Origin of the sequence: Nocardia sp. CY41 (genome assembly GCF_009829325.1) — a bacterium.
Taxonomy (GTDB): domain Bacteria; phylum Actinomycetota; class Actinomycetes; order Mycobacteriales; family Mycobacteriaceae; genus Nocardia.
In genome coordinates this window covers 1-24,648 of record NZ_VUOS01000037.1, presented here as the reverse complement: position 1 = coordinate 24,648, position 24,648 = coordinate 1, and the positions used below count along the sequence as shown (strand labels likewise).

At 68.4% G+C, this 24,648-nt stretch carries 26 protein-coding genes; 16 read left to right on the top strand and 10 right to left on the bottom strand.

What is annotated here, in order from left to right; all coding sequences use genetic code 11:
* The first annotated feature begins 160 nt into the window (after positions 1–160).
* Positions 161–685 carry an Lrp/AsnC family transcriptional regulator gene (locus tag GVY64_RS32610; protein ID WP_159849871.1) on the top strand — a complete coding sequence of 175 codons (525 nt, stop codon included), beginning with the start codon at positions 161–163 and terminating at the stop codon, positions 683–685.
* A 10-nt stretch (positions 686–695) separates the two neighbouring features.
* Here the strand turns inward: GVY64_RS32610 and GVY64_RS32605 are convergent, their stop codons facing one another.
* Together GVY64_RS32605 and GVY64_RS32600 are read right to left on the bottom strand one after the other, a co-directional pair.
* Positions 696–1,808 (bottom strand): winged helix DNA-binding domain-containing protein, encoded by a 1,113-nt coding sequence (locus tag GVY64_RS32605; protein WP_159849869.1) that lies wholly within the window; start codon positions 1,806–1,808, stop codon positions 696–698.
* Between the two features lie 22 nt (positions 1,809–1,830).
* On the bottom strand, positions 1,831–2,805 hold the full coding sequence (locus tag GVY64_RS32600) for an NADPH:quinone oxidoreductase family protein (RefSeq protein ID WP_159849867.1): 975 nt from the start codon (positions 2,803–2,805) through the stop codon (positions 1,831–1,833).
* A 175-nt stretch (positions 2,806–2,980) separates the two neighbouring features.
* Between GVY64_RS32600 and GVY64_RS32595 the strand changes: the two genes are divergently transcribed.
* From GVY64_RS32595 to GVY64_RS32585, 3 genes are all read left to right on the top strand, one after another.
* Positions 2,981–3,280: a type VII secretion target gene (locus GVY64_RS32595; RefSeq protein WP_236567432.1), complete on the top strand. Its 300-nt coding sequence runs from the start codon at positions 2,981–2,983 to the stop codon at positions 3,278–3,280.
* Entirely contained in the window at positions 3,277–4,401 is a 1,125-nt protein-coding gene (locus tag GVY64_RS32590; RefSeq protein WP_159849863.1) for a transglycosylase SLT domain-containing protein, read from the top strand. Before GVY64_RS32595 ends, GVY64_RS32590 begins: the two co-directional genes overlap by 4 nt.
* 188 nt (positions 4,402–4,589) lie before the next feature.
* Positions 4,590–5,384, top strand: coding sequence for an acyl-[acyl-carrier-protein] thioesterase (locus tag GVY64_RS32585; protein ID WP_201298260.1), 795 nt, complete (start codon positions 4,590–4,592; stop codon positions 5,382–5,384).
* 271 nt (positions 5,385–5,655) lie between these two features.
* Here GVY64_RS32585 and GVY64_RS32580 read toward each other — a convergent pair whose 3' ends face one another.
* On the bottom strand, positions 5,656–7,326 hold the full coding sequence (locus GVY64_RS32580) for an FAD-dependent oxidoreductase (protein WP_159849914.1): 1,671 nt from the start codon (positions 7,324–7,326) through the stop codon (positions 5,656–5,658).
* 181 nt (positions 7,327–7,507) lie between these two features.
* Between GVY64_RS32580 and GVY64_RS32575 the strand changes: the two genes are divergently transcribed.
* Positions 7,508–7,999 (top strand): SixA phosphatase family protein, encoded by a 492-nt coding sequence (locus GVY64_RS32575; RefSeq protein ID WP_159849861.1) that lies wholly within the window; start codon positions 7,508–7,510, stop codon positions 7,997–7,999.
* A 23-nt stretch (positions 8,000–8,022) separates the two neighbouring features.
* On the opposite strand, the gene GVY64_RS32570 is transcribed toward GVY64_RS32575, so the two are convergent.
* Entirely contained in the window at positions 8,023–8,226 is a 204-nt protein-coding gene (locus tag GVY64_RS32570; RefSeq protein WP_159849860.1) for a hypothetical protein, read from the bottom strand.
* Between the two features lie 58 nt (positions 8,227–8,284).
* Between GVY64_RS32570 and GVY64_RS32565 the strand changes: the two genes are divergently transcribed.
* The 9 genes from GVY64_RS32565 to GVY64_RS32525 all read left to right on the top strand — a co-directional run bounded on the left by GVY64_RS32565 (position 8,285) and on the right by GVY64_RS32525 (position 15,681).
* On the top strand, positions 8,285–8,656 hold the full coding sequence (locus GVY64_RS32565; protein ID WP_159849858.1) for a glyoxalase superfamily protein: 372 nt from the start codon (positions 8,285–8,287) through the stop codon (positions 8,654–8,656).
* A gap of 97 nt (positions 8,657–8,753) precedes the next feature.
* Positions 8,754–9,185, top strand: a complete 432-nt coding sequence (locus tag GVY64_RS32560; RefSeq protein ID WP_236567431.1) for a MerR family transcriptional regulator — start codon at positions 8,754–8,756, stop codon at positions 9,183–9,185.
* Positions 9,182–10,192 (top strand): aldo/keto reductase, encoded by a 1,011-nt coding sequence (locus tag GVY64_RS32555; protein ID WP_159849854.1) that lies wholly within the window; start codon positions 9,182–9,184, stop codon positions 10,190–10,192. The genes GVY64_RS32560 and GVY64_RS32555 overlap by 4 nt, the downstream gene beginning before the upstream one ends.
* 22 nt (positions 10,193–10,214) lie before the next feature.
* On the top strand, positions 10,215–10,508 hold the full coding sequence (locus GVY64_RS32550) for a putative quinol monooxygenase (RefSeq protein WP_159849852.1): 294 nt from the start codon (positions 10,215–10,217) through the stop codon (positions 10,506–10,508).
* A gap of 162 nt (positions 10,509–10,670) precedes the next feature.
* Positions 10,671–11,465 carry a GNAT family N-acetyltransferase gene (locus GVY64_RS32545; RefSeq protein WP_159849850.1) on the top strand — a complete coding sequence of 265 codons (795 nt, stop codon included), beginning with the start codon at positions 10,671–10,673 and terminating at the stop codon, positions 11,463–11,465.
* Entirely contained in the window at positions 11,462–12,451 is a 990-nt protein-coding gene (locus GVY64_RS32540; RefSeq protein ID WP_159849848.1) for a pirin family protein, read from the top strand. The genes GVY64_RS32545 and GVY64_RS32540 overlap by 4 nt, the downstream gene beginning before the upstream one ends.
* Positions 12,452–12,617: 166 nt before the next feature.
* A complete protein-coding gene (locus GVY64_RS38205) occupies positions 12,618–13,121 on the top strand; it encodes a hypothetical protein (RefSeq protein ID WP_236567430.1) in 504 nt (167 codons plus the stop codon).
* Positions 13,118–14,278 carry an MAB_1171c family putative transporter gene (locus GVY64_RS32530; protein ID WP_159849846.1) on the top strand — a complete coding sequence of 387 codons (1,161 nt, stop codon included), beginning with the start codon at positions 13,118–13,120 and terminating at the stop codon, positions 14,276–14,278. The genes GVY64_RS38205 and GVY64_RS32530 overlap by 4 nt, the downstream gene beginning before the upstream one ends.
* The gene (locus tag GVY64_RS32525; RefSeq protein WP_159849844.1) at positions 14,275–15,681 is read left to right on the top strand and encodes a cytochrome P450; all 1,407 of its coding nucleotides are present in this window, start codon (positions 14,275–14,277) and stop codon (positions 15,679–15,681) included. The genes GVY64_RS32530 and GVY64_RS32525 overlap by 4 nt, the downstream gene beginning before the upstream one ends.
* 53 nt (positions 15,682–15,734) lie before the next feature.
* Here GVY64_RS32525 and GVY64_RS32520 read toward each other — a convergent pair whose 3' ends face one another.
* Positions 15,735–16,211, bottom strand: coding sequence for an SRPBCC family protein (locus GVY64_RS32520; RefSeq protein ID WP_159849842.1), 477 nt, complete (start codon positions 16,209–16,211; stop codon positions 15,735–15,737).
* Complete coding sequence (locus tag GVY64_RS32515) at positions 16,208–16,540, bottom strand: ArsR/SmtB family transcription factor (RefSeq protein ID WP_063025390.1); 333 nt, start codon at positions 16,538–16,540, stop codon at positions 16,208–16,210. The genes GVY64_RS32520 and GVY64_RS32515 overlap by 4 nt, the downstream gene beginning before the upstream one ends.
* Positions 16,541–16,815: 275 nt before the next feature.
* Here GVY64_RS32515 and GVY64_RS32510 point away from each other — a divergent pair, with 275 nt between their 5' ends.
* The gene (locus tag GVY64_RS32510; RefSeq protein WP_159849840.1) at positions 16,816–17,439 is read left to right on the top strand and encodes a hypothetical protein; all 624 of its coding nucleotides are present in this window, start codon (positions 16,816–16,818) and stop codon (positions 17,437–17,439) included.
* Here the strand turns inward: GVY64_RS32510 and GVY64_RS32505 are convergent.
* On the bottom strand, positions 17,436–18,290 hold the full coding sequence (locus GVY64_RS32505; protein WP_159849838.1) for a helix-turn-helix transcriptional regulator: 855 nt from the start codon (positions 18,288–18,290) through the stop codon (positions 17,436–17,438). The two genes, GVY64_RS32510 and GVY64_RS32505, sit on opposite strands and share 4 nt — an antisense overlap.
* 100 nt (positions 18,291–18,390) lie before the next feature.
* Here GVY64_RS32505 and GVY64_RS32500 point away from each other — a divergent pair, with 100 nt between their 5' ends.
* On the top strand, positions 18,391–19,401 hold the full coding sequence (locus GVY64_RS32500) for an aldo/keto reductase (RefSeq protein WP_159849836.1): 1,011 nt from the start codon (positions 18,391–18,393) through the stop codon (positions 19,399–19,401).
* Positions 19,402–19,742: 341 nt separating this feature from the next.
* Here the strand turns inward: GVY64_RS32500 and GVY64_RS32495 are convergent, their stop codons facing one another.
* The 3 genes from GVY64_RS32495 to GVY64_RS32485 form a co-directional block, all read right to left on the bottom strand.
* Positions 19,743–20,249: a PaaI family thioesterase gene (locus GVY64_RS32495; RefSeq protein ID WP_236567429.1), complete on the bottom strand. Its 507-nt coding sequence runs from the start codon at positions 20,247–20,249 to the stop codon at positions 19,743–19,745.
* Between the two features lie 96 nt (positions 20,250–20,345).
* Positions 20,346–24,299 (bottom strand): DNA-directed RNA polymerase subunit beta', encoded by a 3,954-nt coding sequence (locus GVY64_RS32490; RefSeq protein WP_159849834.1) that lies wholly within the window; start codon positions 24,297–24,299, stop codon positions 20,346–20,348.
* A gap of 99 nt (positions 24,300–24,398) precedes the next feature.
* On the bottom strand, positions 24,399–24,648 hold a 250-nt coding region (locus tag GVY64_RS32485; RefSeq protein ID WP_159849832.1), incomplete at its 5' end, for a DNA-directed RNA polymerase subunit beta.

Here is a 24,648-nt window from a genome sequence, read left to right as displayed (position 1 = left end):
GGTCCAAGGAAATCGCCGGGTCCGTCGAGTAGGCAACAGCGCCAACTCGCGGTAGGCAGTGTGGCGAATTCGGCTAGCAACCCGAGGGTGATGCTGGACAATTTGAATAGCACCAGCGAGACGGGCAGCAAGCCCGCCCGGTGCTCGAACGGAGGCCGCCATGGCGCGCACATCGGCGAAGCTCGACGAGCTCGACCTCGCCATCCTCACCGCGATGCACGAGTACCAGAAGGCGGGCATTCTCGAACTGTCCCGCCGGACCAAGGTCGCCAGGGCCACGGTGCAGTCCCGGATCGCGCGCATGGAGGAATCCGGTGTGATCGCCTCCTATGACCCGCAGATCGACGTCACCGCCGCGGGGTTCGACGTGCAGGCGTTCGTCACCCTGGAGATAGCCCAGGGTGCCCTGGACACGGTGGCCGCCGAACTCGACGCCATCCCCGGCGTGCTCGAGGCCTATGCCACGACCGGCACCGGCGACGTGCTGTGCCGGATCGGGGCCGACTCGCACGCCGGGTTGCAGGCCGTGCTGCTGAGCATCGACCGGACCTCGTCGGTGGTGCGCTCGCACAGCGTCATCGTGCTGTCCACCGTGGTGGCCCGCCGGGCGCTGCCGCTACTGCGCACGCTGAGCCCGACCGGGACCACCAAGGCGCCCGCCTATCGCCCCGTCCGCGACCGATAGCGGATCCGGCTCAGGGGCGCAGGTCGGCCCCCACGTCGAGAATCTCCACACTTCCCTGCTTGCCCGCCTCCAGAAAGGCCAGCAGCGCGTGTGCCTCCGACTCGACCTCCGCGCGTTCCGCCTTCGTCCACGTCCGCGTCGGACTGATGCGAAGCCGGGCGCTCCCGGAGTTCGCGAACACCTTGTACAGGCCCGCGAGAAAGCCGTCGACCAGCACCGGGGATACCTGGGCCGCGAAGGCGCGCAGCGGAGGGGCGGCCCCGCCGGGGACGATCCGGGTCCGGTCCTGGTGCGACAGCAGGGCGTTGTCGTACCACCCCAGCAGCCGCACCGGGGCGGGGATGCCCGGATCGGCCAGTTCACCGTCGGCGATGTCGTAGAGCGTGCGGCCGCGTTCGTCGGTGTAGGTGCGCACCCGATCGCCGAGTTTCGCGACGGCCTGCTTCATACCGGGCAGCTTCGACCAGGTCTGCATGTCCATCGTGCTCGCCGGGCCGAACGCCCGCAGGTAGCGGAAGATCAACTCCGCCAACGGATATGTGGGGTCCAGCGGCGCACCCAGCCAGGGCTCGACCCGCGACCAGATCGGCCTGCTGTTGTCCTTCCACTTCCCGCGCGGCGGGGTCTGCAAGACCGGCAGCTGATACAGCCAGGTCTGCACCACCGCACCCGGATCGCGGTCGGGATAACGCTCGGCGGCGCGGGCGCGCAGGTCCGCGGCGGACATCGGCTCGTCGCCGAGCACCGCTTCGCCCTGCGCGCGCACCTCCTCCGGGTCGAGTCCCACCATGGCGCCGTAGTTGAAGCCCTTGCGGAAGGGCACTTTCTCCAGTTCCGGCTGAACGTGCGGCGCGATCCGCAACGCGTCGGGGGGCGTGACCAGATGAATGGTGCCGCGCATCAGAGTGATCCGGACCAGGGAGCGGTCCTCCAGAGCGTCCGACACCGTCGCCGGGTCGAAGGCCGCGACGCGGCTCCAGAGTGCGACGAACGGCGGCGGCGAATCCTGTGCCTGCAACCCGACGAGATGGTCGCACATCTCGTGCACCGTCCACCGCGAGCGGTCGAGCAGATGCTGACGAGCCAGCAGGGTGCGGTTCAGTACGCGGTTGGACAGTTTCATGACGTGGGCGGGCCGGGATGCGTCAGCGCAGCGTGACCACGACCTTGCCGGTGGCCGTCCGGTTGTCCAGCGAGGCGACCGCCTCCGCGGCCTTGTCCAGCGGGTACAGCACCGGATCCGGCGGCGCGATCTTGCCGGAGGCCAGCAGCGGCTCCACCTCGGCCCACTGCTCCTGCAGGTAGCCGGGATGCGACATCACCCATTCGCCCCACGCCGCGCCGGTCACCTCGACGTTCTTCAACAGCAACCGGTTGACCTTGACGGTCGGGATCTCCCCGGCGGTGAAGCCGACGACCAGCAACCGGCCCGCCGAGGCCAGCGAACGGATGCTGTCGGTGAAGCGGTCGCCGCCGACCGGGTCGAGCACGATGTCGACGCCACGACCGCCGGTCAGCTCCTTCACCGCCGCCAGCCACCCGTCGGTCAACACCACATCGGTGGCGCCGTTGGCGCGCGCGACCTCGGCCTTCGCCTCGGTGCTCACCACGGCGATCACCCGGCCCGCCCCTAGCGCGGCCGCCAACCGCAGCGTCGAGGTGCCGATGCCGCCCGCCGCGCCGTGCACCAGCACCGTCTCGCCTTCGGCCAGCCTGCCCCGGGTGCGCAGGCAGAAGTGCACGGTCAGGTCGTTGAACAGGATGCCGGCGCCCGCCTCCAGTGAGACGTTGTCGGGAAGGCGGAACACCATCTGTGTGGGCGTGACGGCCGTCTCGGCCATCGCGTTGCCGAGCATGGTGAGCGCGACGACCCGGTCACCCGGCCGCACGTGCGCGTCCTCGGGGGCTTCCCGGACGATGCCCGCGACCTCGCCGCCCACGACGAACGGCAATTCGGGCTTCATCTGGTACAGGCCGCGCGTCATCAGCACGTCCGGAAAGGCCACGCCGGCCGCGTGCACGTCGATCACGACGCCTCCCGGGAACACCGCGGGCTCCGGGATGTCCACGATCCGAACCGCTTCCGGTCCCTCCAGCTTGCTGACCTGGGCTGCGCGCATGTGCCGACCTCTCTGTCCACGCACCGGCATGATCCGCGCCGGCGCCACACCGACAACATAACGGGCGCCACCCGAGGACGCCCGTCCGGACGCCCGATTTTGCTATGCTGGCCGCGACCTCGCGGTCGGGAGGGAAGGGGGATTCATGGTCGAGCAAAACCAGCCGCTACCTGCGATGACGATGCAGGTCGATCCGGCGGCGCTGCGCTCGTTCGCACAGACGCTGCGCACCGAGGCCACGTCCGTCGCCGAGCTCGGCGGCGAGGGCTTCGGCGCCCTCACCGGGGCGCTGCCCGGCACCGAGTTCGGCCCGGTGGCCGGACGCGCGAACGATGCCGTGCATCGCTGCCTGGAACGGGTCGGCTCGCGGCTCACCACGATCGCGGACAACCTGCACAACGCGGCGGGCAAGTACGAGCTGGCCGAGGACGACTTCGCGGCCAAGCTCCGTGCGATAGGGCTCCAGTTGCCATGACCCTCACCGTCCCAGACGTCGAGAACTGGCAGCCGGAGCAGCTTTCGGCGGCGGGCGCGCTCGCCGGACGGATGTCGCAGGGGCTCGACACCGCCGTCGCCAAAGGCGCCGACGACACGAAAGCCCTGTCCGACGCCGAGCAGTGGTCCGGCTCCGCGGGCGACGCCGCGAACGCCAGGATGCGGACCGAGAAGACCCGCGCCTCCGCGGTGAGCGCCGCCCTGCTCGAGCTGCAGACCGCGCTCACCGCGCTGGTGCAGAACCTGACCGACGCGAAAGCCAAGGTGCTGGGTCTGCGCGACGACGCGCTGAACCAGACGCCGCCGTTCGACGTCGCCCCCAACGGCACCGTGGACGCCAAGACGCGGATCGACTATCTCCGCGGACACGCGGACAAGGCCGACGTCGAGGGGCTCGTGTTCCAGGAGGCGCTGCAGGCCGCCACGCGCACCTGGGAGCTGACCAACGCCCTGAAGAGCGCGCAGGACGTGGCCGGCCATGCCACGACCCAGGTGCAGGGCGCGGTCGGGAAACTCGAGGCGGCGTTCGCCGCGCTCGGTGAGCCCGGCGCGAACGTGCCCGCGGCGCCCACCGCGCCCGCCGCCACCGCACCGGCCGCCACGTCGGGCACCCCGGTCGCCGCAGCTTCGCCGGACCGCTCCAGCCAGCTGATGTCCGGGCACGACAACTCGCACGGCACCTCCTCCGGCACGACGTATCAGGGTGGTCCGAGTTCGTCCGCGCCGACCGGCCCGCTGCCGAGCGGCGACGTCGCGCGATGGATTGCCGAGGCCAAGCAGAAGCTCATCGCGATGGGCTACGACCCCGCGCAGATCGACGAGCGGGCCATCGCGCTGATCATCGAGCACGAATCCGCGGGCAACCCCTACGCGGAGAACCGCTGGGACAGCAACTGGGTCGCGGGGCACCCGTCGAAGGGCCTGATGCAGACCATCGACAGCACGTTCGACGCCTACAAGGCGCCCGGCCACGACGACATCTGGAACCCGGTCGACAACATCATCGCCGGAGTGCGGTACTCCATCGACCGCTATGGGTCGCTCGGCAGCGTTCCCGGGGTCGCGGCGGTGAATTCGGGCGGCGCCTACCAGGGCTACTGAGCCGATCGGGCCCGCTCCCGGCCAGGTCGCGCACGCAAAACCCTGTTTCTGCTGGCCCAGGTCCCGGCAGACGGACTATTAAGGAGGTAGGGACGGCTCGACGCGAGGGTGTGACGTACGCCCCGTAAAGTCGTCACAACAGCACCGCATGAAGAAACGCGGCACACCGTGCAGCGCGAGGAGCACAAGTGTCACTCGATCAGCCACTCGCCCCGCTTCCCCAGGAGGGCATGGGCTTTGCTTCGGCGTGGCCCGTCCGGGCTGGTGATGTGGATCCCTACGACCGGTTGCGGTTCGACGCCATCGCCCGCTACCTGCAAGATATCGCCTGGGAAAACCTGCATAGCACGTTCTTCCACCGGACCGACCCGAACTGGATCGTCCGGCGCACGGTCATCGACGTGATCCGGCCGATCCTGTGGCCGGACGAAGTGCGGCTGCTGCGGTGGTGCTCGGCGATGTCCACCCGGTGGACCAACATGCGCGTGCGGATCACCAGTGGAAACGGCGGACTGATCGAGACCGAGGGCTTCTGGATCAATATCAGCGAGTCCACCGGCATGCCCGCGCGGATCAGCGACGAGGGCCTCGCCTACCTCGCGCGCACCTCCACCGAGCATCGGCTGCGGTGGCGGCCGTATCTGACCGACGCCACCCCGCCGGAGTCGGACACCGACTTACCGTTCCCGGTGCGCGCCACCGATATCGACCAGTACAACCACGTCAACAACGCCTGTTACTGGCAAGCGGTGGAACAGTTCCTGGTCGAATATCCCAAACTGCTCGCGGGCCCGCACCGCGCGGTGATCGAATACGTGGCCCCGGTCCTGGCCCGCCAGCACGTGAGTGTGCGCAGCCGCTACGAGCCGGGGGATCGCACCGGGCAGCCGGTGCTGCGGCTGTGGTTCGTGGTCGGCGGAACCACCACGACCGTCGTCCGCATCATGCCCTTACCCGGCCAGCCCGCCTCTCCGGGTTTCTAGGCTCCCCCGCCTCTCCGCGTCTTCAGGCCGTACCAGTCAGCAGCGCTGGAGTTGCGTTCAGGTCCTGCGTTGGGTGCGGCTCGGGTTTCGGGCGTACCCGGTGAGTTACCCGTGTGCTCGCGAAATCAGTCGGCGGGTTCCGGAGCCGCCAGGGTCTCACGAGTGCGGGCGGGCGGGTTTGTGCGTCTGTCAGGGGCTACCGCAAACGGTCGAGCGGGGAACCGGGGCTCGAGGCCGGTCGGATCTCGGTGAGCCGACCGGCTCCGGGGCGTCAGCCGCGGGCGGCTTTGAGCAGGTCCTCGCGGGTGGTGAACTTGACGCGCGGGCGGCCTGCGGACTTGCCCGCGGACTTCTCCGCTTGGTCGATCGCTCGCCAGCCGGCCCGGTCCACCAGGTCGGCCTGGCGCTCGGCGAGCAGGGCCTTCAGCGCGGCGCGATCGGCTTGCGGGGCTGCGAGTTTGCCCGCGGTGAAGTCGGCGAGCAGCAGCTCGACCGTCTCCTCGGAGTCGATCCGGTTCGAACCGATGACGCCGCGCGGGCCCCGCTTGATCCATCCGCTGACGTAGACGCCGCTCAGCATGGTCCCGTCGTCGCCGATGACCCGGCCGTGCTCGTTCGGCACGACGCCGCGCCGCTCGTCGAACGGCAGCTCGCCGATCCGCTCGCCGCGGTACCCGATCGACCGCAGCACCAGCGAGGCGGCGATGCTCTCGGTGCGATCGGTCGGCCGCGCGACCAACTGACCGTCTTCCTCGAACAGCTCGTTGTGCACGATCTCGACGGCCTCGACCCGCTCGCTGCCGGTGAGCGCGGTCGGCGAGGTCAGGTAGCGGAACACGATCCGCTTGTTGCCCTCCGCCCGGCGGCCGCCGGCGTATTCCTTGGCCAGCGTGTATTTCAACGCCAGCGACGGCTCGACCTGCGGGTCGTCCACGATCGCCTGGCTGGCGTGATCGAGTGCCAGGTCGGTCTCGTCCACGACGACGTCGACGCCCTTCAGATGCGCCAGCGCGAGGAACTCCGGCGAGGTGTAAGCCGCCTGCAGCGGGCCGCGCCTGCCGAGCACGACGACTTCACGAATATTGCTCTGCCGCAGAGCCTCCAGCGCATGATCGGCGATGTCGGTCTTGGCGAGTTCGTCGGGATCGACGGTCAGCACGCGCGCCACGTCCAACGCGACGTTGCCGTTGCCGACGATCACGGCCCGCTCGCCGGACAAGTCGAAGGTCCGGTCGGCGAAATCGGGATGACCGTTGTACCAGGCCACGAATTCGGTGGCGGAGTGGCTACCCGGCAGGTCCTCGCCCGGGACGCCCATCCTGCGGTCGCTCGAGGCGCCGACCGCGTAGATCACGGCGTGGTGATGGCGCAGCAGTTCCTCGTGCGAGATGTGCGTGCCCACCTCGACATTGAGGTAGTACTGCAGGGTCTCGCGGCGGAACGCGGACTCGAACATGCCCGAGACGGTCTTGGTGCCCGGATGGTCGGGCGCGACGCCCGCCCGCACCAGGCCCCACGGCGTGGGCAGCCGGTCGAACATCTCGATTTCCACGTCGGCCCTGCGCAGCAGTTCGTCGGCCGCGTAGCACGCCGCGGGACCGGCGCCGACGATCGCGACGCGCAGGGTGCCCAGCTCCTTCGGCGGACGCGAGGGGGTGACGATCGGATCGAAGTTCGATTCCAGCGGATGCCGTTGGAAGTAGGCGGCATTGATGTCGCGGAATCGCGCCAGCGAAGCGGTCAGGTCGTCCTCGGAGAAGATGGCCTCCACCGGGCACGCGTCGACACAGGCGCCGCAGTCGATACAGGTGTCGGGGTCGATGTAGAGCATCTCGGTCGTCGCGAACTCCGGCTGGTCCGGGGTGGGACGGATGCAGTCGACCGGGCACTCGGAGACGCAGCTGGCGTCGTTGCAACAACGCTGCGTGATTACGTAGGCCATATTGTGCTGATCCTCGAAGAAGTACGTGGGCTGTGGCCACCCAGGGGTTGTGGTGGACAGATGAGCGGCGTTCGTCACGTCCGCCGCGAGGGTCGCCCGCTGGAGTTCGTGATGTGATGCCGCTTTCAGTTTGCCTCGAGTGTGGTCGGGGCCTCTCGCCCGGAGGGCTTACCGTATCTCCATGGCGCGGACCCTGATCCTCATGCGGCACGGTAAATCGGCCTATCCGGAGGGCGTCGGCGATCACGAACGACCGCTCGCGCCGCGGGGCAGGCGCGAGGCCGCGCTCGCGGGCGACTGGTTGCGCGCGACCCAGCCGCCGATCGACGCGGTGCGCTGTTCCACCGCCACGCGGACCAGGCAGACGCTCACGGCCACCGGAGTCACCGCGCCGGTCGTCTTCGAACCCGGGATCTACGAGGCCGCGCCGGAGACGCTCATCGAGCTGGTCCGCCTCAGCGACGACGACGTGACGACGCTGCTGGTGGTCGGGCACGCGCCGGGCATGCCGTGGACCGCGTGGGAATTGGCGAGCAATCGCGATGGCGCCCCCGCGGTCGAACTCAGCCGGAAGTTCCCGACCTCAGCACTGGGGGTGCTGCGTTTCGATCGCGACTGGGCGGAGGTCGATCCGGGGACCGGGGAGCTGGTGCATTTCCACATCCCGCGCTGACCGCACGCGACGGATACGCGCGGTCAGCGCAGTAACCTGCCGCCGACCACGACGACCCCGCCGAGCACGAGTAGCAGCGCGAACGCGGCGAGTCCACCGAACAACCACCACACCACCCCGAGCGCGAGCGCGAACGGCGCGATCGCGACAGCGGTGATCACCGGGCTTTCCTTGACCGTCGCCCAGGCCGAACGAGCCCTGATCCGGTCGATGTCCTTTCCAGGCATGTTCCCAGCGTAGGCCGTAATCCGGGACTTTGTCGGTGCGCGGTGGAATGCTCGCCGGATGGATTGGAAAATCGAGCTCGTCGCCATTCCGGTGACCGACGTGGACCGCGCGAAGGACTTCTACACCAAGATCGGCTTCAACGCCGACCACGACCACCGGGTCGACGAGAACCTGCGCTTCGTGCAACTGACCCCGCCCGGCTCCGGCTGCTCCATCTGTCTGGGCGAAGGCCTCACCGACGCGGCGCCGGGCAGTGTCCGCGGTATGCAGATGGTGGTGGCCAGCGCCGAGGACGCCTATCAGCAGTTGATCGCCGCCGGCGTGGACGCCACGCCGGTTCAGGATCTCGGCTGGGGCCTGTTCACCTTCTTCGCCGACCCGGACGGCAACAAGTGGGCCGTCCAGCAGCTGCCCGACTACAGCAGCTGAATCCGAGCCTTGCTTGGAGCACACTCCAGGTGACTAGCGTCATCGATGTTCAACGGGAAGGGCGAGTGCAGTGAGCGAAACCGCCTCTCACGGGAGCGTGAGCGACGACAGGGAGCAGCCCCGGTATTCGATCGGCGAGGTGTCCGAGCGGTCGGGGCTGAGCCGGGACACGCTGCGCTGGTACGAGCGGATCGGGCTGATGGACTACATCGGGCGCGACCACACCGGCAAGCGGCGATTCAGCGACCGGGATCTGGAATGGCTGGCGCTGATCGGGCGGCTACGCACGACCGGCATGTCGGTGGCGGACATGCTGCGCTACGCCGAGCTGGTGCGGGCCGGAGACGCCACGCTCCCGCAACGGCTGGCGATGTTCCGGGACACCCGCGCGGAAGTGCTCGCCAAGATCGATGAACTTCGTCAGACCCTGGCCGTGCTCGATCGCAAGATCGCCCTGTACGAGAGCAAGAGCCGAGCGATCGAGCAGGCCGTGGGCACCACGCAGGACACCGAAGGGATCAAGGTATGACAACGGTCGGCACGCTGCCCACCACAGCGCTGGGCGGCGGCGACATCCAGGTGGGCACCCAGGGGCTGGGGTGCATGGGCATGAGCGAGTTCTACGGCCCCAGCGACCTCACCGAATCCCGGGCGACTCTGAACCGGGCGCTGGAGCTGGGTGTCACGCTGTTCGACACCGCCGACGTCTACGGCTCCGGCCGTAACGAGGAATTTCTCGGCGATTTCGTCCGCGCCGAGCGCGATCGGTTGGTGATCGCCACCAAGTTCGGCATCGTCCGCAAAGCCGACGACCCCGCCTACCGGGGCTTCGACAACTCCCCCGCCTACCTCCGCAGCTCCGTGGAAGGCAGCTTGCGCAGGCTCGGGATCGACACCATCGATCTGTACTACATGCACCGCAAGGATCCCGCCGTGCCGATCGAGGACACGGTCGGCGCGATGGCGGAACTGGTGCGGGAGGGCAAGGTCCGCGCGCTCGGCCTGTCCGAGGTGACGGGCGCCGAACTGCGGGCGGCGCACGCGGTGCACCCGATCGCGGCCGTGCAGTCGGAATGGTCGCTGTTCTCCCGGGACGTCGAACGCACCGCGGTGCCCGTGGCGGCGGAACTGGGTGTCACGTTCGTGCCGTACTCGCCGCTGGGGCGCGGCTTCCTCACCGGATCGTTCACCGGCACCACGGACGCGAACGATTTCCGCTCCTCGATGCCGCGCTTCACCGGCGAGAACGCGGCGCGCAACGCCGAGCTGCTCGCTCCGCTGCGCGCGATCGCCGAAACACGCGGCATCACCCTGGCACAGGTGGCGCTGGCCTGGGTACACGCTCGAGCAGGCGTGCACGACCTCGCGGTGGTCCCGATCCCCGGCACGCGCAGCCGGACCAGGCTCGCCGAGAACGTCGCCGCAGCGACGATCGCACTGACCCCCGACGAGCTGGCGACGCTGGAGCCGATCGCAAGCCAGGTGTCCGGAACCCGATACGCGGACATGTCGTTCACGTCCGCGGGCCGGGAATGACCTCCGAGATCAGGAGCCGACCATGTCGACGTTGACGCTCAACGTGCGCTTCCTCGCCAAGCCTGGTCGCGAGGCGGAACTGAGGGATCTGTTGCAAGGCATGATCGAACCGACCCTCGCGGAAGGCGGGTGCCTGCGTTACGAGCTCTACCTGCATCCCACCGACCCGAGCCGGATGGTGTTGCTGGAGGAGTGGACCGACGAGGACGCCTTGGCGGCACATTTCCGGACACCGCACTTGAAGGCGCTCGCCACCGCGTTGCAGGAAGTCCTGGTCGAACCGTTCCAGCTGCGGCGGTTCACCGAGATCTCGTGAGGTATCCGGTGATCCGGCGTCGCCCGCCACGCCGGATCACCGGGGCGGCGCTTCCGGCCGCGCCGATCATCGGCGATCGGCTCGCAAACTTTCGGACCGAAGTCCGCTTATTCGGCGGCCTGGTCTGCGCCGTTCACCGGCGGCGACTAACATCCCACGAATATGAAGCCCGAAGCGCCACGCGACCGCGTCTGGATCGACAAGCAGACGCCGACCGCGTTCCGCGCGCTCAACAGCGTCGCGAACGAGGTCAGGGCCGCGGGAGCGGCGGTGGGGCTGGATCGCCGGATCATCGAACTGGTCAATCTGCGCGTCTCCCAGCTCAACGGCTGCGCGTACTGCCTGGACGTGCATTACCGGGCCGCCCTGGCGGCCGGCGCCACCGAGCAGGAGATCGCGGTGCTCCCCGGCTGGCGGCGCGGCGGCCCGTACACCCCGTTCGAGCAGGCCGTGCTCGCTATCGCGGAAATCACGGCGACGCTTCCCGGCGAAGACGTCGTCGAGCGTGAGTACGCTGCGGCGCGCCGGTATCTGACGGATGACCAGTTGTCCGTCGTCATCTGGGTGGCTACCACGATCGGGGCGTTCAACCGGGTCTCGATTCTCAGCAGACATCCGGTCCGTACACGGAAGGAGAAGGGAACCATGACCGAATCGGCTTCGCAGTCCAAGGTCGTCCGCAACGACGAGCGGCATCGCTACGAGGTGTTCTACGGCGGGGAGCTGGCGGGCTTCGCCGACTACGAGGAACGCGACGACGAGACGGTGTTCACGCACACCGAGGTCGACGGCGCGTTCTCCGGCAAGGGCCTCGGGTCCGTCCTGGCCGAGAGCGCGATCGAGGATGTCGTCGAGCGCGGGCGCGTGATCCGTCCGGTGTGCCCGTTCATCAAGGCGTACCTGGACAAGCACCCGGACTACGACAAGCACGTGATCGGCAAGGGCGTCGATCGGTGAGTGATCTGGACCCACGCCCGGCCGAGACGCTGTGCGAACCTGCGCCGGGCCCCGGCCCGGTCGCAGAGCGGTATCCGGCCCGTGAGGTGCCGCTCGGCGGGGTGCGCGGCGTCTACGTCGAACGCGTGCTGCCGCAGCGCGACCTGCCCACCGTCGGCGCGTGGTGCTTCCTCGACCACTTCGGCTCGCCGACGGTCACCAAGACCGGCGCGCCGCCGGACATCGATCCGCATCCGCACATCGGCCTGCAAACGGTGACCTGGCCGTTCGAGGGCCGCATCCGGCATCGCGATTCGGTGGGCTCGGACGTGGAGATCGAACCCGGCCAGCTGAACCTGATGACCTCCGGACGCGGCATCGCGCACTCCGAGTACGCCGTCGCGGGCGCGCCCGCGGGGCACGGCCTGCAGCTGTGGATCGCCCTGCCGGGCGACCGCACCGGCATCGCCCCGCATTTCGAGCAGCACCGCGAGCTGCCGGTCGTGGAGGCGCCCGGCCTCCGGGCGATCGTGCTGATCGGCACGCTGGCCGGGAAGACCTCGCCCGCGATCGCTTACACCCCCATCGTCGGCGCCGATGTGCGACTGGCGGCCGGAGCCGACGTCACCCTTCCGCTCGACCCTCGTTTCGAGCACGCGGTGCTGGTGATCGAGGGCGAGGTGACCGTCGCGGGCGAGGAACTCGCGCCCGGCCCCCTGCTGTACCTGGGTACCGAGCGCGACGAACTCCGGCTCGGCAGCACCCGTGGTGCGCACTTCGCGCTGATCGGCGGCGAGCCGTTCGGCGAGGAGCTGGTGATGTGGTGGAACTTCGTCGGCCGCAGCCACGAGGACGTCACCGCCGCCCGGGCGGATTGGGAGAACCACGACGTCACCCGATTCGCCGACATCGCCGGCCACACTCCGCAACAGCGCATTCCGGCGCCGCCGCTGCCCGGACTGCATCTGAAGCCGCGCAAGCGCCGGATCGGCCCGGCCCGGGACTGAGTCGCGATGCCGCGTATTCCGCGCGGCGGTGGTGATGGGGCCGGTCCAATTCCCGGCCGGGCCGGCAGAACCGGCCCGCACTCACCCGGCTTCCGACTCGGCCTGTGTCCGTCGGTCGTTGTAAAGTCCAGTCACCACCTGTTTTTCGGTGGGGAGGGGGCTTCCGATGGATGACTCGACGCAGCGGGTGATGGCTGCGCGCGAGGCCGTGCTGAAACTCGTTCCGTCGCCTTGGCACAGAGAGAAATTCCTGGCCGCCTTGGGCGAGTGGCGTGGGCGGCCCATCCAACTCGTGCCGGTCGCTTCGACGTTGTTGCCGGGGGCCCTGGAACCGGGCCGCGGCACGCCGTGCGGTCTGTGGCTCGATTGCACCGATGTGGACGTGTTCGCCTACGCCGAGGGCACGACCGATTTCCATATCGACCAGATCATCGCGCACGAGACCGGCCATATGGTGCTCGATCACAATGCCGGGACCGCGGGCCTGACGGGAGTGCGGCAGCTGCTGCCGTCCATCGACCCGGCCATGGTTCGGCGGGTACTCGGACGCAGCGAGTTCGCCGACGATCAGGAACACGAGGCCGAGCTGTTCGCGGACCTGCTGTTGTCGGGTGTCTCCCGCTGGCGCTCCTCGCGTCCGATGCGATCGTTCTGGGGCGGTGAGGGGTGACTTCTTCGGCCCCACCGGTCATCGCGTGGCTGATCATCGGAAGCAGCGCGCTGGTGGCCCTGCTGCGGCTGGCGTGGCTGCACGGCCGGTCCCGGCCCAGCGAACGCCAGGTGACCTATGCCCTGACCTGCGCGGTGATCGCGGCGCTGCTGCGCGAAGGGACCGTCCAGACCGCCTTGGCCGACGCCGGCCTGCTCGGCATCGGCTTCACCAGACAACTCGGCACCACCTTCATCGTCGCGACTTTCGCGCCGCTGATCGTGCTGGCGCAATCGTGGTCGGATCGATGGTCGGAGCAGACTTCGGCGGGGTACCGGCGGATGCGGTGGACCGTGTGGGCCGCGGTGGGCGTGTCGATGACGCTGATGCTGCTGCTCGGCGCGCACGCCCGCGCCCTCGGGCAGTACATCGACCGGACCGAAGGCTGGCAAACGGTCGCCTACTTCGCGTTCTTCTCCGGGTGGTGCGGGGTGACCGGGTTGCTGGTGTCCGCGGCCGGCGTCCGCGAGCTGCGCGCGGGCCAGCTGCGCCCGTCCCACAAGCTCACCTATCTGCTGATCCTGTTCGTCGGCGCCTGGACGCTGGAGGAGGCCGTCTCCATCTTCGCCAGCTCGGTCTGCGCGGCGACCGGGACCGGCGCGGCGTTCGTCGATTTCCGATTCCAGGCCAACGAGAACAACTTCGTCTACATGGTTGGCCTCGGCTCGCTGGCCGCGAGCGCCCGGATCGGCACCGAGATCGCGCGGCGGCTCGGCATCGACTCGGCTTCGCGCACCGTACGACAGCTGGCTCCGATGTGGCGCGATCTGGTGACGACGTGCGCCGAGATCCCACGCCCCGCACATTCCGACCCCGATCCCGACCCGCGGCGGCGCATGCACCGGATGGTCGTCGAGATCCGGGACGCGCTGCTCGTACTCGGACGCTTCGCCGAACCGATGCCGGCGAACGTGCCCGCCGACGTCGCCGAGGCGGTGCAGATCGCGCGCGCCTCGCATCGCAAAGCCGGTGGCGCTCGACCCGGTTCCTATCTTCGGCTGCAGGCGTCGGCGCCCGGTCGAGACATCGTCGATGAAACCCGTACGTTGCGCCGTGTCGCGCGACATTGGGGACGGGCGCAGACCTACCTGCGCGCTCAACTGGACGGAGCGAGATGACCACGACGAATTCCCAGCGCCGGATCCGGGCGAATGACCGAAAATTGCCGCACCCGCCGTTCCGGCTCCCGCTCGCCGGTGACATATGGGATCTGCACGTCACCGACAGCAGTCAATGGGGCATGCGCGGCGCGCAGAAGTACGGCGGGATCTACGAACGCAACATCTTCGGGACCCGCGTGACGTACGTGTCGGATCCGGATCTGCTGCGCGAGATCAACGACGACGCGCTGTGGGCCAAATTTCTGGGTGTGCCGATCCGCGATCTGCGCACCGTCGCCGGAGACGGGCTGTTCACCGCGCACAACTCCGAACCGAACTGGGCCAAGGCTCACGCCATCCTCGCGCCGTCGTTCACCGCGGCGGCCATGCGCGGCTACCACGCCACCATGCGAACCTGCGCTGCCGAACTCGTCGAGTACTGGACGGCGCGGGCGGGCGAGTGGGTCGACGTACCGGCCGACACCAACAAGGTCGCGCTGGAAGTCATCGGGCGCGCCGCGTTCGGCTACGACTTCCAGTCGTTCACCCGCCCCGACCCGCACCCCGTGGTCGCCGCGATGCTGCGCGCTCTGACCTACATCAACCGCGCCGCCTACTCCCACCCGCTCATCGAGCGCACCGTGTTCCGCGAGCAGCGCGCTCAGCACCGGCGCGACGTGGACCTCGTCAACGGGACGATCGATGAGGTGATCGCGCAGCGCAGCCGGGAGGGCGCCGGTGCGCACGGGGACCTGCTGGATCGGATGCTTTCCGTGCCGGATCCGGAAACGGGGGAACTGCTCGATCCGACCAATGTCCGCCACCAGATCCTCACCTTCCTCACCGCGGGCCACGAGACCACTGCGGGCGTCCTGGCCTTCGCGCTGCACTATCTGTCGGTCGACCCGGCCGTCGCCGCTCGGGCCCGCCAGGAAGTCGACGAGGTCTGCGCCGGCGACGACATCGCGTTCGAGCAGGTCGCGAAACTGCGCTATGTGCGGCGCATCGTGGACGAGACCCTCCGGCTGTGGCCGACGGCTCCGGGATATTTCCGCAAGGCGCGCGCGGACACGATGCTGGACGGACGCTACCCGTTCGAGAAGAACGAGTGGGTGTTCATCGTCCTGCTCCAGCTCCATCGGCACGAGCTGTGGGGTGGTGATCCCGAACAGTTCGATCCCGACCGTTTCCTCCCCGAGCGCGTGCGCGGCCGCCATCCGGAGCTGTACCGGCCATTCGGCGTGGGTATGCGCGCCTGCATCGGCCGCCAATTCGCCCAGCACGAGATGGTGCTGGTCTTGGCGACACTGTTGCGCGCCTTCGATCTGACTCCTGATCCGGATTACCAGCTGCGCGTGCGAGAGACGATCACCTTGAAACCGGATCTCTTGCGCCTCAGGGTCTCCCGCCGCGACGGTTAGCCGCCACACGCTTCGGCTCCGCTCCCACCACCGGAGCCGAAGCGTTGTCCGGCTCAGCCGCGTGCGAGCAACGCGTCCAGTGCGCGGTAGCTCTCGTTGAGCCCGGATTCCATGCCCGACTGCAACATTCCGTCCCGCTCCTGCGGCGTGTGGAACTGACTGTCGGTGACCACCTTGGTACGACCGTCGCCGAGATCGACGAAGCTGACGCTGTCGATCGCCACGTGGGCGGGCATGCCGTCCCACTCGAAGGAGTACACGATGCGCTCCTGCGGGGTGACCTCGCGGAAGCGGCCCTCGAAGCCGTGGGTCTCCCCTTCGGCGTGCTCGACGAATCGCCAGTGCCCGCCGGGACGAAACTCCCAGCGCTCGATGTCGAGCCGGTTGCCGCGCCCCCACCACTGGGCGAGCAGCTCGATCCTGCTGTAGGCGTCCCACACGCGCTCGCGCGACGCGTCGAAGATCCGCTCGATGTGGATCGTGCGGTCGGTGTCGGCCGTGATGACGGCCTCGTTCGTGGTTGTGCTCATCGCTCCTGCTCCGTTCGTTCGAGGAATTCGCCGAGACGGTCCAGCCGCGCTTCCACCATCCGCCGGTAGCCCTGCATCCAGGCCACCTCGCGGTCGAAGACGTTCTCGCCGAGGCGGCAGTACCGCACTCGGCCGCGCTTCTCCGTGACCACCATGCCCGCCGCCTCCAGCAGCTGGATGTGCTTCTTGACGCCGGTGAGCGTCATCTCGAAGCGTTCCGCCAGCTCGCTGACGGTCGCGGGACCCCGGCCGAGGCGTTCCAGGATCCCGCGCCGGGTGGGATCCGCGAGCGCCCCGAAGGAGGCATCCAAGAAGTCATACTGAACCATCTAGTTCAGTGTTTCGCATCAGGGCGCGGTCGTCAAGAGGCAATCGCCGGCGACCCGAGCGACGGTCGGCCGCGAATACACGACTCGCCGCAGCCCCGGGGTAAGCGCTCGGCAGTCCGAGGCCACACCGCGAGCATCCGGCGGTGAAGGTAGGGCAGGAACTTTCGCCGGGGACATTCGGTGGAGAACTGTGACTCAGCACTTCTGATCGGGCCCCGCGAGCGGTATCTTGTCCGGACGAACCGGACACGGGGGCGGGACACGGAAAGAGCACGATGAGGATCTCCCAAATCACCGCGACGACTCTGGTGGCGTTGGCGGCCACCGCACTCACCACGAGCGCCGCACACGCGCAGCCCGCGCCCGCCGACGCGCCGCTCGACCTGCACGGCACGTTCCACCAGGTCGCCTACGAGGTCGCGGCCACCGAGGACCGCCGCGCGGCGGTGGCGACCCTTCAGGACGGGACGTTCGAGCTGACCCACGACGACCGGGTGGTGACGGTCGCCGATCGCGACGGGCAAATCGTCGCCGCACTGCCGATGACGCTGCGCCTCGGAGACCAGCGCGTGTCCCTGCGGCCCGTGCTCGAGGACGCGGGCCGCCGGCTCACCGTGGCACCGGTCGCGATGGCCGACGCGCCGCTGCGCGATATCGGCGCCCAGGAGCGGTTCTACGCCGAGGCCGAGAAGGCCATGCCGACCATCCTGGCCGGAGCCGGGATCGGCGCCGCCATCGGCTTCATCGTCGGCTTTCCGCTGGGACTGTTCGTGATCGACTTCATCACCGTGCCGGTCGCCGCGGTCGCGGGCGCCGCGATCGGCGCGATGGCCGGGTATGTCATCGGCGGCGGACAGCCCGCCGTCGACGCGGCGCTCGAGTACGTCACCGCGCCCTAGTCGAGCCGGTCGGCGGGCGTCAGCCGCTGCGTACCGATCACCCGCAACAAGTCCAGTTTCTCCGCCGCGTCCGTGCCCGGACGCGGTAGGTAGACCAGCAGACGCTGGGCGGCGTTGGGTGTGAGCAGCGTTTCGCAGACGGTGTCGATCAGGCCGACCTGCGGATGCCGAATGCGCTTGGTGTCCGAGAGCCGCACGGCTACGTGGTGCTCGTTCCAGAGCCGGTCGAATTCGGGACTCGCGGAACGCAGCTCGGCGATCAACGCGGTCACGTCCGCGTCGCCCGCTCGGCGCGCGGCCGTCGCGCGGAGATCGGCGACATGGTTGCGGCCGAGCCGATCCCAGTCCTCCTCCGGGAACAGGGCGCGTGCCGAAGGGTCGGTGAACCAGCGGTAGGCGTAGTACCGATCCCACCCGCGACGGTCGCCGTGATCGCCGACGAGCAGGGTGTGCATCCGGTTCTGCACGAGAACCTCGCCGAGATCGGTGATGACGGTCGCCGCGGTGTCGTCCAGCTTGGCGAGCAGGTGCATCAGGCCGGGGCCCACGTGCTTGTCGGTCGTCTCGCGTCCCGGCGGGGCGTGGTCGCACAGATGGTAGAGATGATCACGTTCGTCGTTGCCGAAACGCAGAGCACGCGCAAGCGCGGCGAGCACCTGGGTGGACGGACGCGGGCCGCGCGATTGCTCGAGCCGGGTGTAGTAGTCGGTCGAGATGCCCGCGAGCAGGGCCACCTCGTCGCGACGCAGGCCCGGCGTGCGCCGCCGGACACCGGGCGGCAACCCCACCTCGGCGGGCGTGAGCTGCTCGCGGCGACGGCGCAGGAAATCAGCGAGTTCGGGGCGGTCCATGCCATAACTGTCCCGCGGAACGACGTGCTCAGCCAGGGATCGCCGCTCCCCCGATAAGCGATCTCTCCCGCGTCGCTCACGACCGGCGCAGGCTGGGACCATGACGACAACGAAGATCGACCAAGTGCGGCTCGGGGCCACCGGCCCGACCGTGAGCCGCATCGGCCTCGGCGCGATGAGCATGTCCGGCGCGTATGGCGCGACCGACGACGCCGAATCGACCGCGACCATCCACGCGGCGGTGGATTCCGGCGTCAACCTCATCGACACCGGTGATTTCTACGGTGCGGGACACAACGAGATGCTGATCGGCAAGGCCATCGCCGAGCGGCCCCGCGAGGACGTGGTGCTGAGCGTGAAGTTCGGCGCGCTGCGCGGGCCCGACGGCGCTTTCGTCGGCGTGGACAACCGGCCTGCGGCGCTGCGCAATTTCCTGACCTACAGCCTCCAGCGGCTCGGCGTCGACCACATCGACATCTACCGCCCCGCCCGGCTGGATCCGAACGTGCCGATCGAGGACACCATCGGCGCCATCGGTGAGCTGATCGAGGCCGGATACGTGCGCCACGTCGGCCTGTCCGAGGTCGGGCCGGAGACCATCCGGCGGGCGGCGGCCGTGCACCCCATCGTGGATTTGCAGATCGAATATTCGCTGATCTCCCGGAGCATCGAGGAGCGCATCCTGCCCGTCTGCCGCGAACTCGGCATCGGTGTCACCGCCTACGGCGTGCTCTCCCGCGGCCTGCTCAGCGATGCGATCCAGCCCGGCGCCACCTTCGCCGCGAGTGATTTCCGCGCCCACAGCCCGCGTTTCCAAGGCGAGAACCTGGATCGGAATCTCGAACTGGTCCGCGCGCTGAACGCGATCGCGGCGCGCAAGGACGCCTCGGTGGCGCAACTGGCCATCGCCTGGGCGCTGACCCGCGGCGACGACATCGTGCCGCTCATCGGCACCCGCCGTCGCGAACGCTGGGCGGAAGCCGTACGCGCGCTGAACCTTTCGCTCACCGAGGACGAGTTGTCCACCATCGAGTCGGCCGTGCCCGCCGATCGGGTGGCAGGTGAACGCTACGCCACCGCGCAGATGGCGATGCTCGACAGCGAGCAGTGAGATCGCGTCCGGAGCGTGGTCGCCCGGCCGCGCTTCGGACCACCCTTCGAGCGGCATCGCACCGCCGGTCCGGACTTCGTATCGCGAGCGCCGCGGCCACGGTCTCGAAATGCGCGGCACCGGTGCGGCGACGGACACTTCGCCGTGACAACGAGGCGAACAAGATCCTCGACCCCGCAATTCGCACGGCACCGGCGTGCGCGGAGTCCAGGCACTCGGCCCGCAGCACTGGCCGCCGGCCGCGGAACACGGCCGATGATCCCGTCACTGCGCTCGGCTCGCAGCATCGGCCGCTCGTCGAGTAGCAGCTTGATCATCCCGGGGCGAGCACCTGCGGCAGATCAGGATCGACGCGGACGGAGCACGGCCGTGAATGCCGCTGCCGCGATAGTCTTTCCGGTGTTGTCGGTGATGTCCACCGGAACTTCCATTTCGAGTGGCACTTTCGCCTCGATGTCCGCCCGCATCTTCGCCAGCGTCTCGTCGGAGAACGCGGAGGTCGCGCGAAAAGGCCCCGCCTCCCCTTTGGCACGAGCCTTGTACTCGATACGCCCATCCTTGGCGACGATGAACGTATCCCCCATCAAATCCACGATTCCCGACACCGACGCGCCCATCGCCGCGGTCTCCGCCATCCCGAACAACACCGCGGCGTGCAGATCCCCGTTGTGATTCAGGTGTTCCGCCTGCGGCACGATCGACACCACGTTGCGCCCGGCCGCGAACTCCTCCCATTCCACTCCCGCGTACCGGATGAACCCCAGCTTCCGGAACCCGGCCACCACCAAGTCCGCCAACGCCACGCCGTCCACCGCCACCTCCAGGAACAGAACTGAAACCTGTTCCACTTTTACTGGCTCGCGCGCCGGTTGTCCACCACGCGCAAACGAATCCGGCCCCCGCTCCAGAACGGAGCGGGGGCCGGATGCCTTACGGCTGACGGATCAGCGGTAGTCGCTGAAGCCGTAATCGTCCAGCGGGACTGCGGCGCCGGTGGTCTGACCGAAGCTGTCCGGGCTGTAGTAGGTGTCGTCGTAGGACGGCACCGCGTACGCGGCGGCACGGGCTTCCTCGGTCGGCTGCACCTGGATGTTGCGGTACCGGTTGATACCGGTACCGGCCGGGATCAGCTTACCGATGATCACGTTCTCCTTGAGACCGATGAGCTTGTCGGAGCGGCAGTTGATCGCCGCGTCCGTCAGGACTCGGGTGGTCTCCTGGAAGGACGCCGCCGACAGCCACGAGTCGGTGGCCAGCGACGCCTTGGTGATACCCATCAGCACCGGGCGACCCGCCGCGGGCTCGTTGCCCTCGGCGACGACGCGACGGTTGGCGGCCTCGAACTCGGCGCGCTCGGTGAGCGAGCCGGGCAGGAACTCCGTGGCGCCCGAGTCGATGATCGTCACGCGACGCAGCATCTGGCGCACGATGACCTCGATGTGCTTGTCGTGGATCGACACACCCTGCGACCGGTAGACCTCCTGGACCTCGTGGACCAGGTGGACCTGAACCTGACGCGGGCCCATGATGCGCAGCACCTCGTGCGGATCCGCCGCGCCTTCCAGCAGCTGCTGGCCGACCTCGACGTGGTCACCGTCCGAGAGCAGGCGCTCGGTGCCGTCGTCGTGCTTGAACACGCGCAGACGCTGCCGCTTCGAGAGCTTGTCGTAGACAACCTCTTCGCCACCGTCATCCGGGATGATGGTGATCTTGTAGAAGCGATCGTCGTCCTCCAGCCGCACGCGACCGGAGACCTCGGCGATCGGCGCCTTGCCCTTCGGCACCCGCGCCTCGAACAGCTCCTGCACACGGGGCAGACCGCCGGTGATGTCGTCACCCGCGACACCACCCTGGTGGAAGGTACGCATGGTCAGCTGGGTACCGGGCTCACCGATGGACTGCGCGGCGACGATACCGACGGCCTCACCGATGTCGACCAGCTTGCCGGTCGCCATCGAGCGGCCGTAGCAGGTCGCGCACACGCCGGTGCCGGTGGTGCAGGTCAGCACGGAACGGACCTTCACCTCGGTGATGCCTGCCTCCAGCAGCGCCTCCAGCGCCGGGTCGCCGAGGTCGGCGCCCTTCGCCACGATGACGTTGCCCTGTGCGTCGAGCGCGTCGGCCGCGAGCGTCCGCGCGTAGGTGGAGGTCTCCACGTGCGCGTCGCGGATGATCGAGCCGTCGAGCTGCTTCTCCGCGATCGGCACCACGATGCCGCGCTCGGTGCCGCAGTCGTGCTCGCGCACGATGACGTCCTGCGAGACGTCCACCAGACGACGGGTCAGGTAACCCGAGTCGGCGGTGCGCAGCGCGGTGTCGGCCAGACCCTTACGAGCACCGTGGGTGTTGATGAAGTACTCCAGAACCGTCAGGCCCTCACGGAAGGAGGACTTGATCGGCCGCGGGATGAACTCACCCTTCGGGTTCGTCACCAGGCCCTTCATACCGGCGAGGGTACGGGTCTGGGTGAAGTTACCCGTGGCGCCCGAGTCGACGATCGTGATGATCGGGTTGTCGGCCGGGTAGTGCGCGCGCAGCGCCTTACCAACCTCCTCGGTCGCCTCCTGCCAGATCTTGACCAGGGCGTTGTTGCGCTCCTGGTGATCGAGCGCACCACGCTGGTACTTCTTCTCGATCTGATCCGACTGCGCCTCGTAGCGCTCCATGATCTCGGCCTTCTCCGGCGGCACGAGCACGTCGGACATGGAGACCGTCACGCCGGAACGCGTGGCCCAGTAGAAGCCTGCGTCCTTGAGCTTGTCGACGGTCTGCGCGACCACGATCATCGGGTAACGCTCGGCGAGATCGTTGATGATCGTCGCCTGGCGCTTCTTGGGCATCTGCTCGTTGATGAACGCGTAGTCCGCGGGCAGCAGCTCGTTGAACAGCACCCGGCCCAGCGTGGTCTCGGTGGTCCACGCGTCGCCGCGCCGCCAGCCCTCGGGGAACAGCTCCGCCTCGACGTCCTTCGGCGGGCGCTGGTCGGTCAGCCGGACTTTGATCAGCGAACGCACGGTGAGCTCACCGCGGTCCACCGCCATCTGCGCCTCGGCGGGCGAGGAGTACACGCCCTGCTCCGGGCCGTCGGCGGTGGCAGGCTGGTAGGAGCCCTTCGCGCCCTCTTCCAGACGGGTCAGGTAGTACAGGCCGGTCACCATGTCCAGACGGGGCATGGCCAGCGGCCGGCCGGAGGCGGGCGACAGGATGTTGTTCGACGACAGCATCAGCACGCGCGCCTCGGCCTGCGCCTCCGCCGACAGCGGCAGGTGCACGGCCATCTGGTCACCGTCGAAGTCGGCGTTGAACGCCTCACAGACCAGCGGGTGCAGCTGGATGGCCTTGCCTTCCACCAGCTGCGGCTCGAAGGCCTGGATACCGAGGCGGTGCAGGGTGGGCGCGCGGTTGAGCAGCACCGGGTGTTCGGCGATGACCTCTTCGAGGACGTCCCACACCTGCGGCCGCTGCCGCTCCACCATCCGCTTGGCGGACTTGATGTTCTGCGCGTGGTTCAGATCGACCAAGCGCTTCATCACGAACGGCTTGAACAGCTCCAACGCCATCAGCTTGGGCAGACCGCACTGGTGCAGCTTCAGCTGCGGACCGACGACGATGACCGAACGGCCGGAGTAGTCGACGCGCTTACCGAGCAGGTTCTGGCGGAAGCGGCCCTGCTTGCCCTTGAGCAGGTCGGACAGCGACTTGAGCGGACGGTTGCCCGGTCCGGTGACCGGACGGCCGCGGCGGCCGTTGTCGAACAGGGCGTCGACGGACTCCTGCAACATCCGCTTCTCGTTGTTGACGATGATCTCGGGGGCGCCGAGGTCGATCAGTCGCTTGAGGCGGTTGTTGCGGTTGATCACGCGACGGTACAGGTCGTTCAGGTCGGAGGTGGCGAAGCGGCCACCGTCGAGCTGAACCATCGGGCGCAGCTCCGGCGGGATCACCGGAACGGCGTCGAGCACCATGCCCATCGGCGAGTTGCCGTTGGACTGGAAGGCCGCGACGACCTTGAGCCGCTTGAGCGCGCGCAGCTTCTTCTGGCCCTTGCCGGTACGAATCGTCTCGCGCAGCGACTCGGCCTCGGCCTCGATGTCGAAGCTCTCCATCAGCTTCTGGATCGATTCCGCGCCCATGGCGCCGGTGAAGTACTCGCCGTAGCGGTCGACCAGCTCGCGGTAGAGCACCTCGTCGACGATGAGCTGCTTGGGCGCCAGCTTGGTGAAGGTGTTCCAGATCTCCTCCAGCCGGTCCAGCTCACGCTGGGCGCGGTCGCGGAGCTGGCGCATCTCCCGCTCGCCGCCGTCCTTGACCTTGCGGCGGACGTCGGACTTCGCGCCTTCGGCCTCCAGCTCGGCCAGGTCGGCCTCGAGCTTCTGGGCGCGGGCCTCGAGGTCGGCGTCACGCTGGTCGGCGACCGCCTTCTTCTCGACCTCCATCTCGGCCTCGAGCGTGGACAGCTCGTTGTGCCGCAGCTCCTCGTCCACCGCCACGATGACGTAGGCGGCGAAGTAGATGATCTTCTCCAGATCCTTCGGCGCCAGGTCGAGCAGGTAGCCCAGACGCGAGGGCACGCCCTTGAAGTACCAGATGTGGGTGACCGGAGCGGCCAGCTCGATGTGGCCCATGCGCTCGCGGCGCACCTTGGCGCGAGTCACCTCGACGCCACAGCGCTCACAGATGATGCCCTTGAAGCGGACGCGCTTGTACTTGCCGCAGTAGCACTCCCAGTCCCGGGTGGGACCGAAGATCTTCTCGCAGAACAGGCCGTCCTTCTCCGGCTTGAGCGTGCGGTAGTTGATGGTCTCCGGCTTCTTCACCTCGCCGTAGGACCACTGACGGATGTCCTCGGCGGTGGCCAGGCCGATCCGGAGTTCATCGAAGAAGTTGACGTCTAGCACGTAACTTCCTTTCCCCTGTGCGGGTCGAATTCGAGCAAAAGTTCACTAGTGAGTTATGTGCGGGGCCGGATGCCGTTTGCGCGGCATCCGGCCTGCCGCCTAGTTCGCCAGATCGTCGACGGTGGCCGCTTCGTTCCTCGACAAGTTGATGCCGAGGTTGGCCGCCGCACGCTCCAGGTCCTCGTCCTCGCCTTCGCGCAGCTCGATCGCGGCGCCGTCGGACGACAGCACTTCGACGTTGAGGCACAGCGACTGGAGTTCCTTGAGCAGGACCTTGAACGATTCCGGGATGCCCGGTTCCGGGATGTTCTCGCCCTTGACGATCGCCTCGTAGACCTTCACGCGGCCG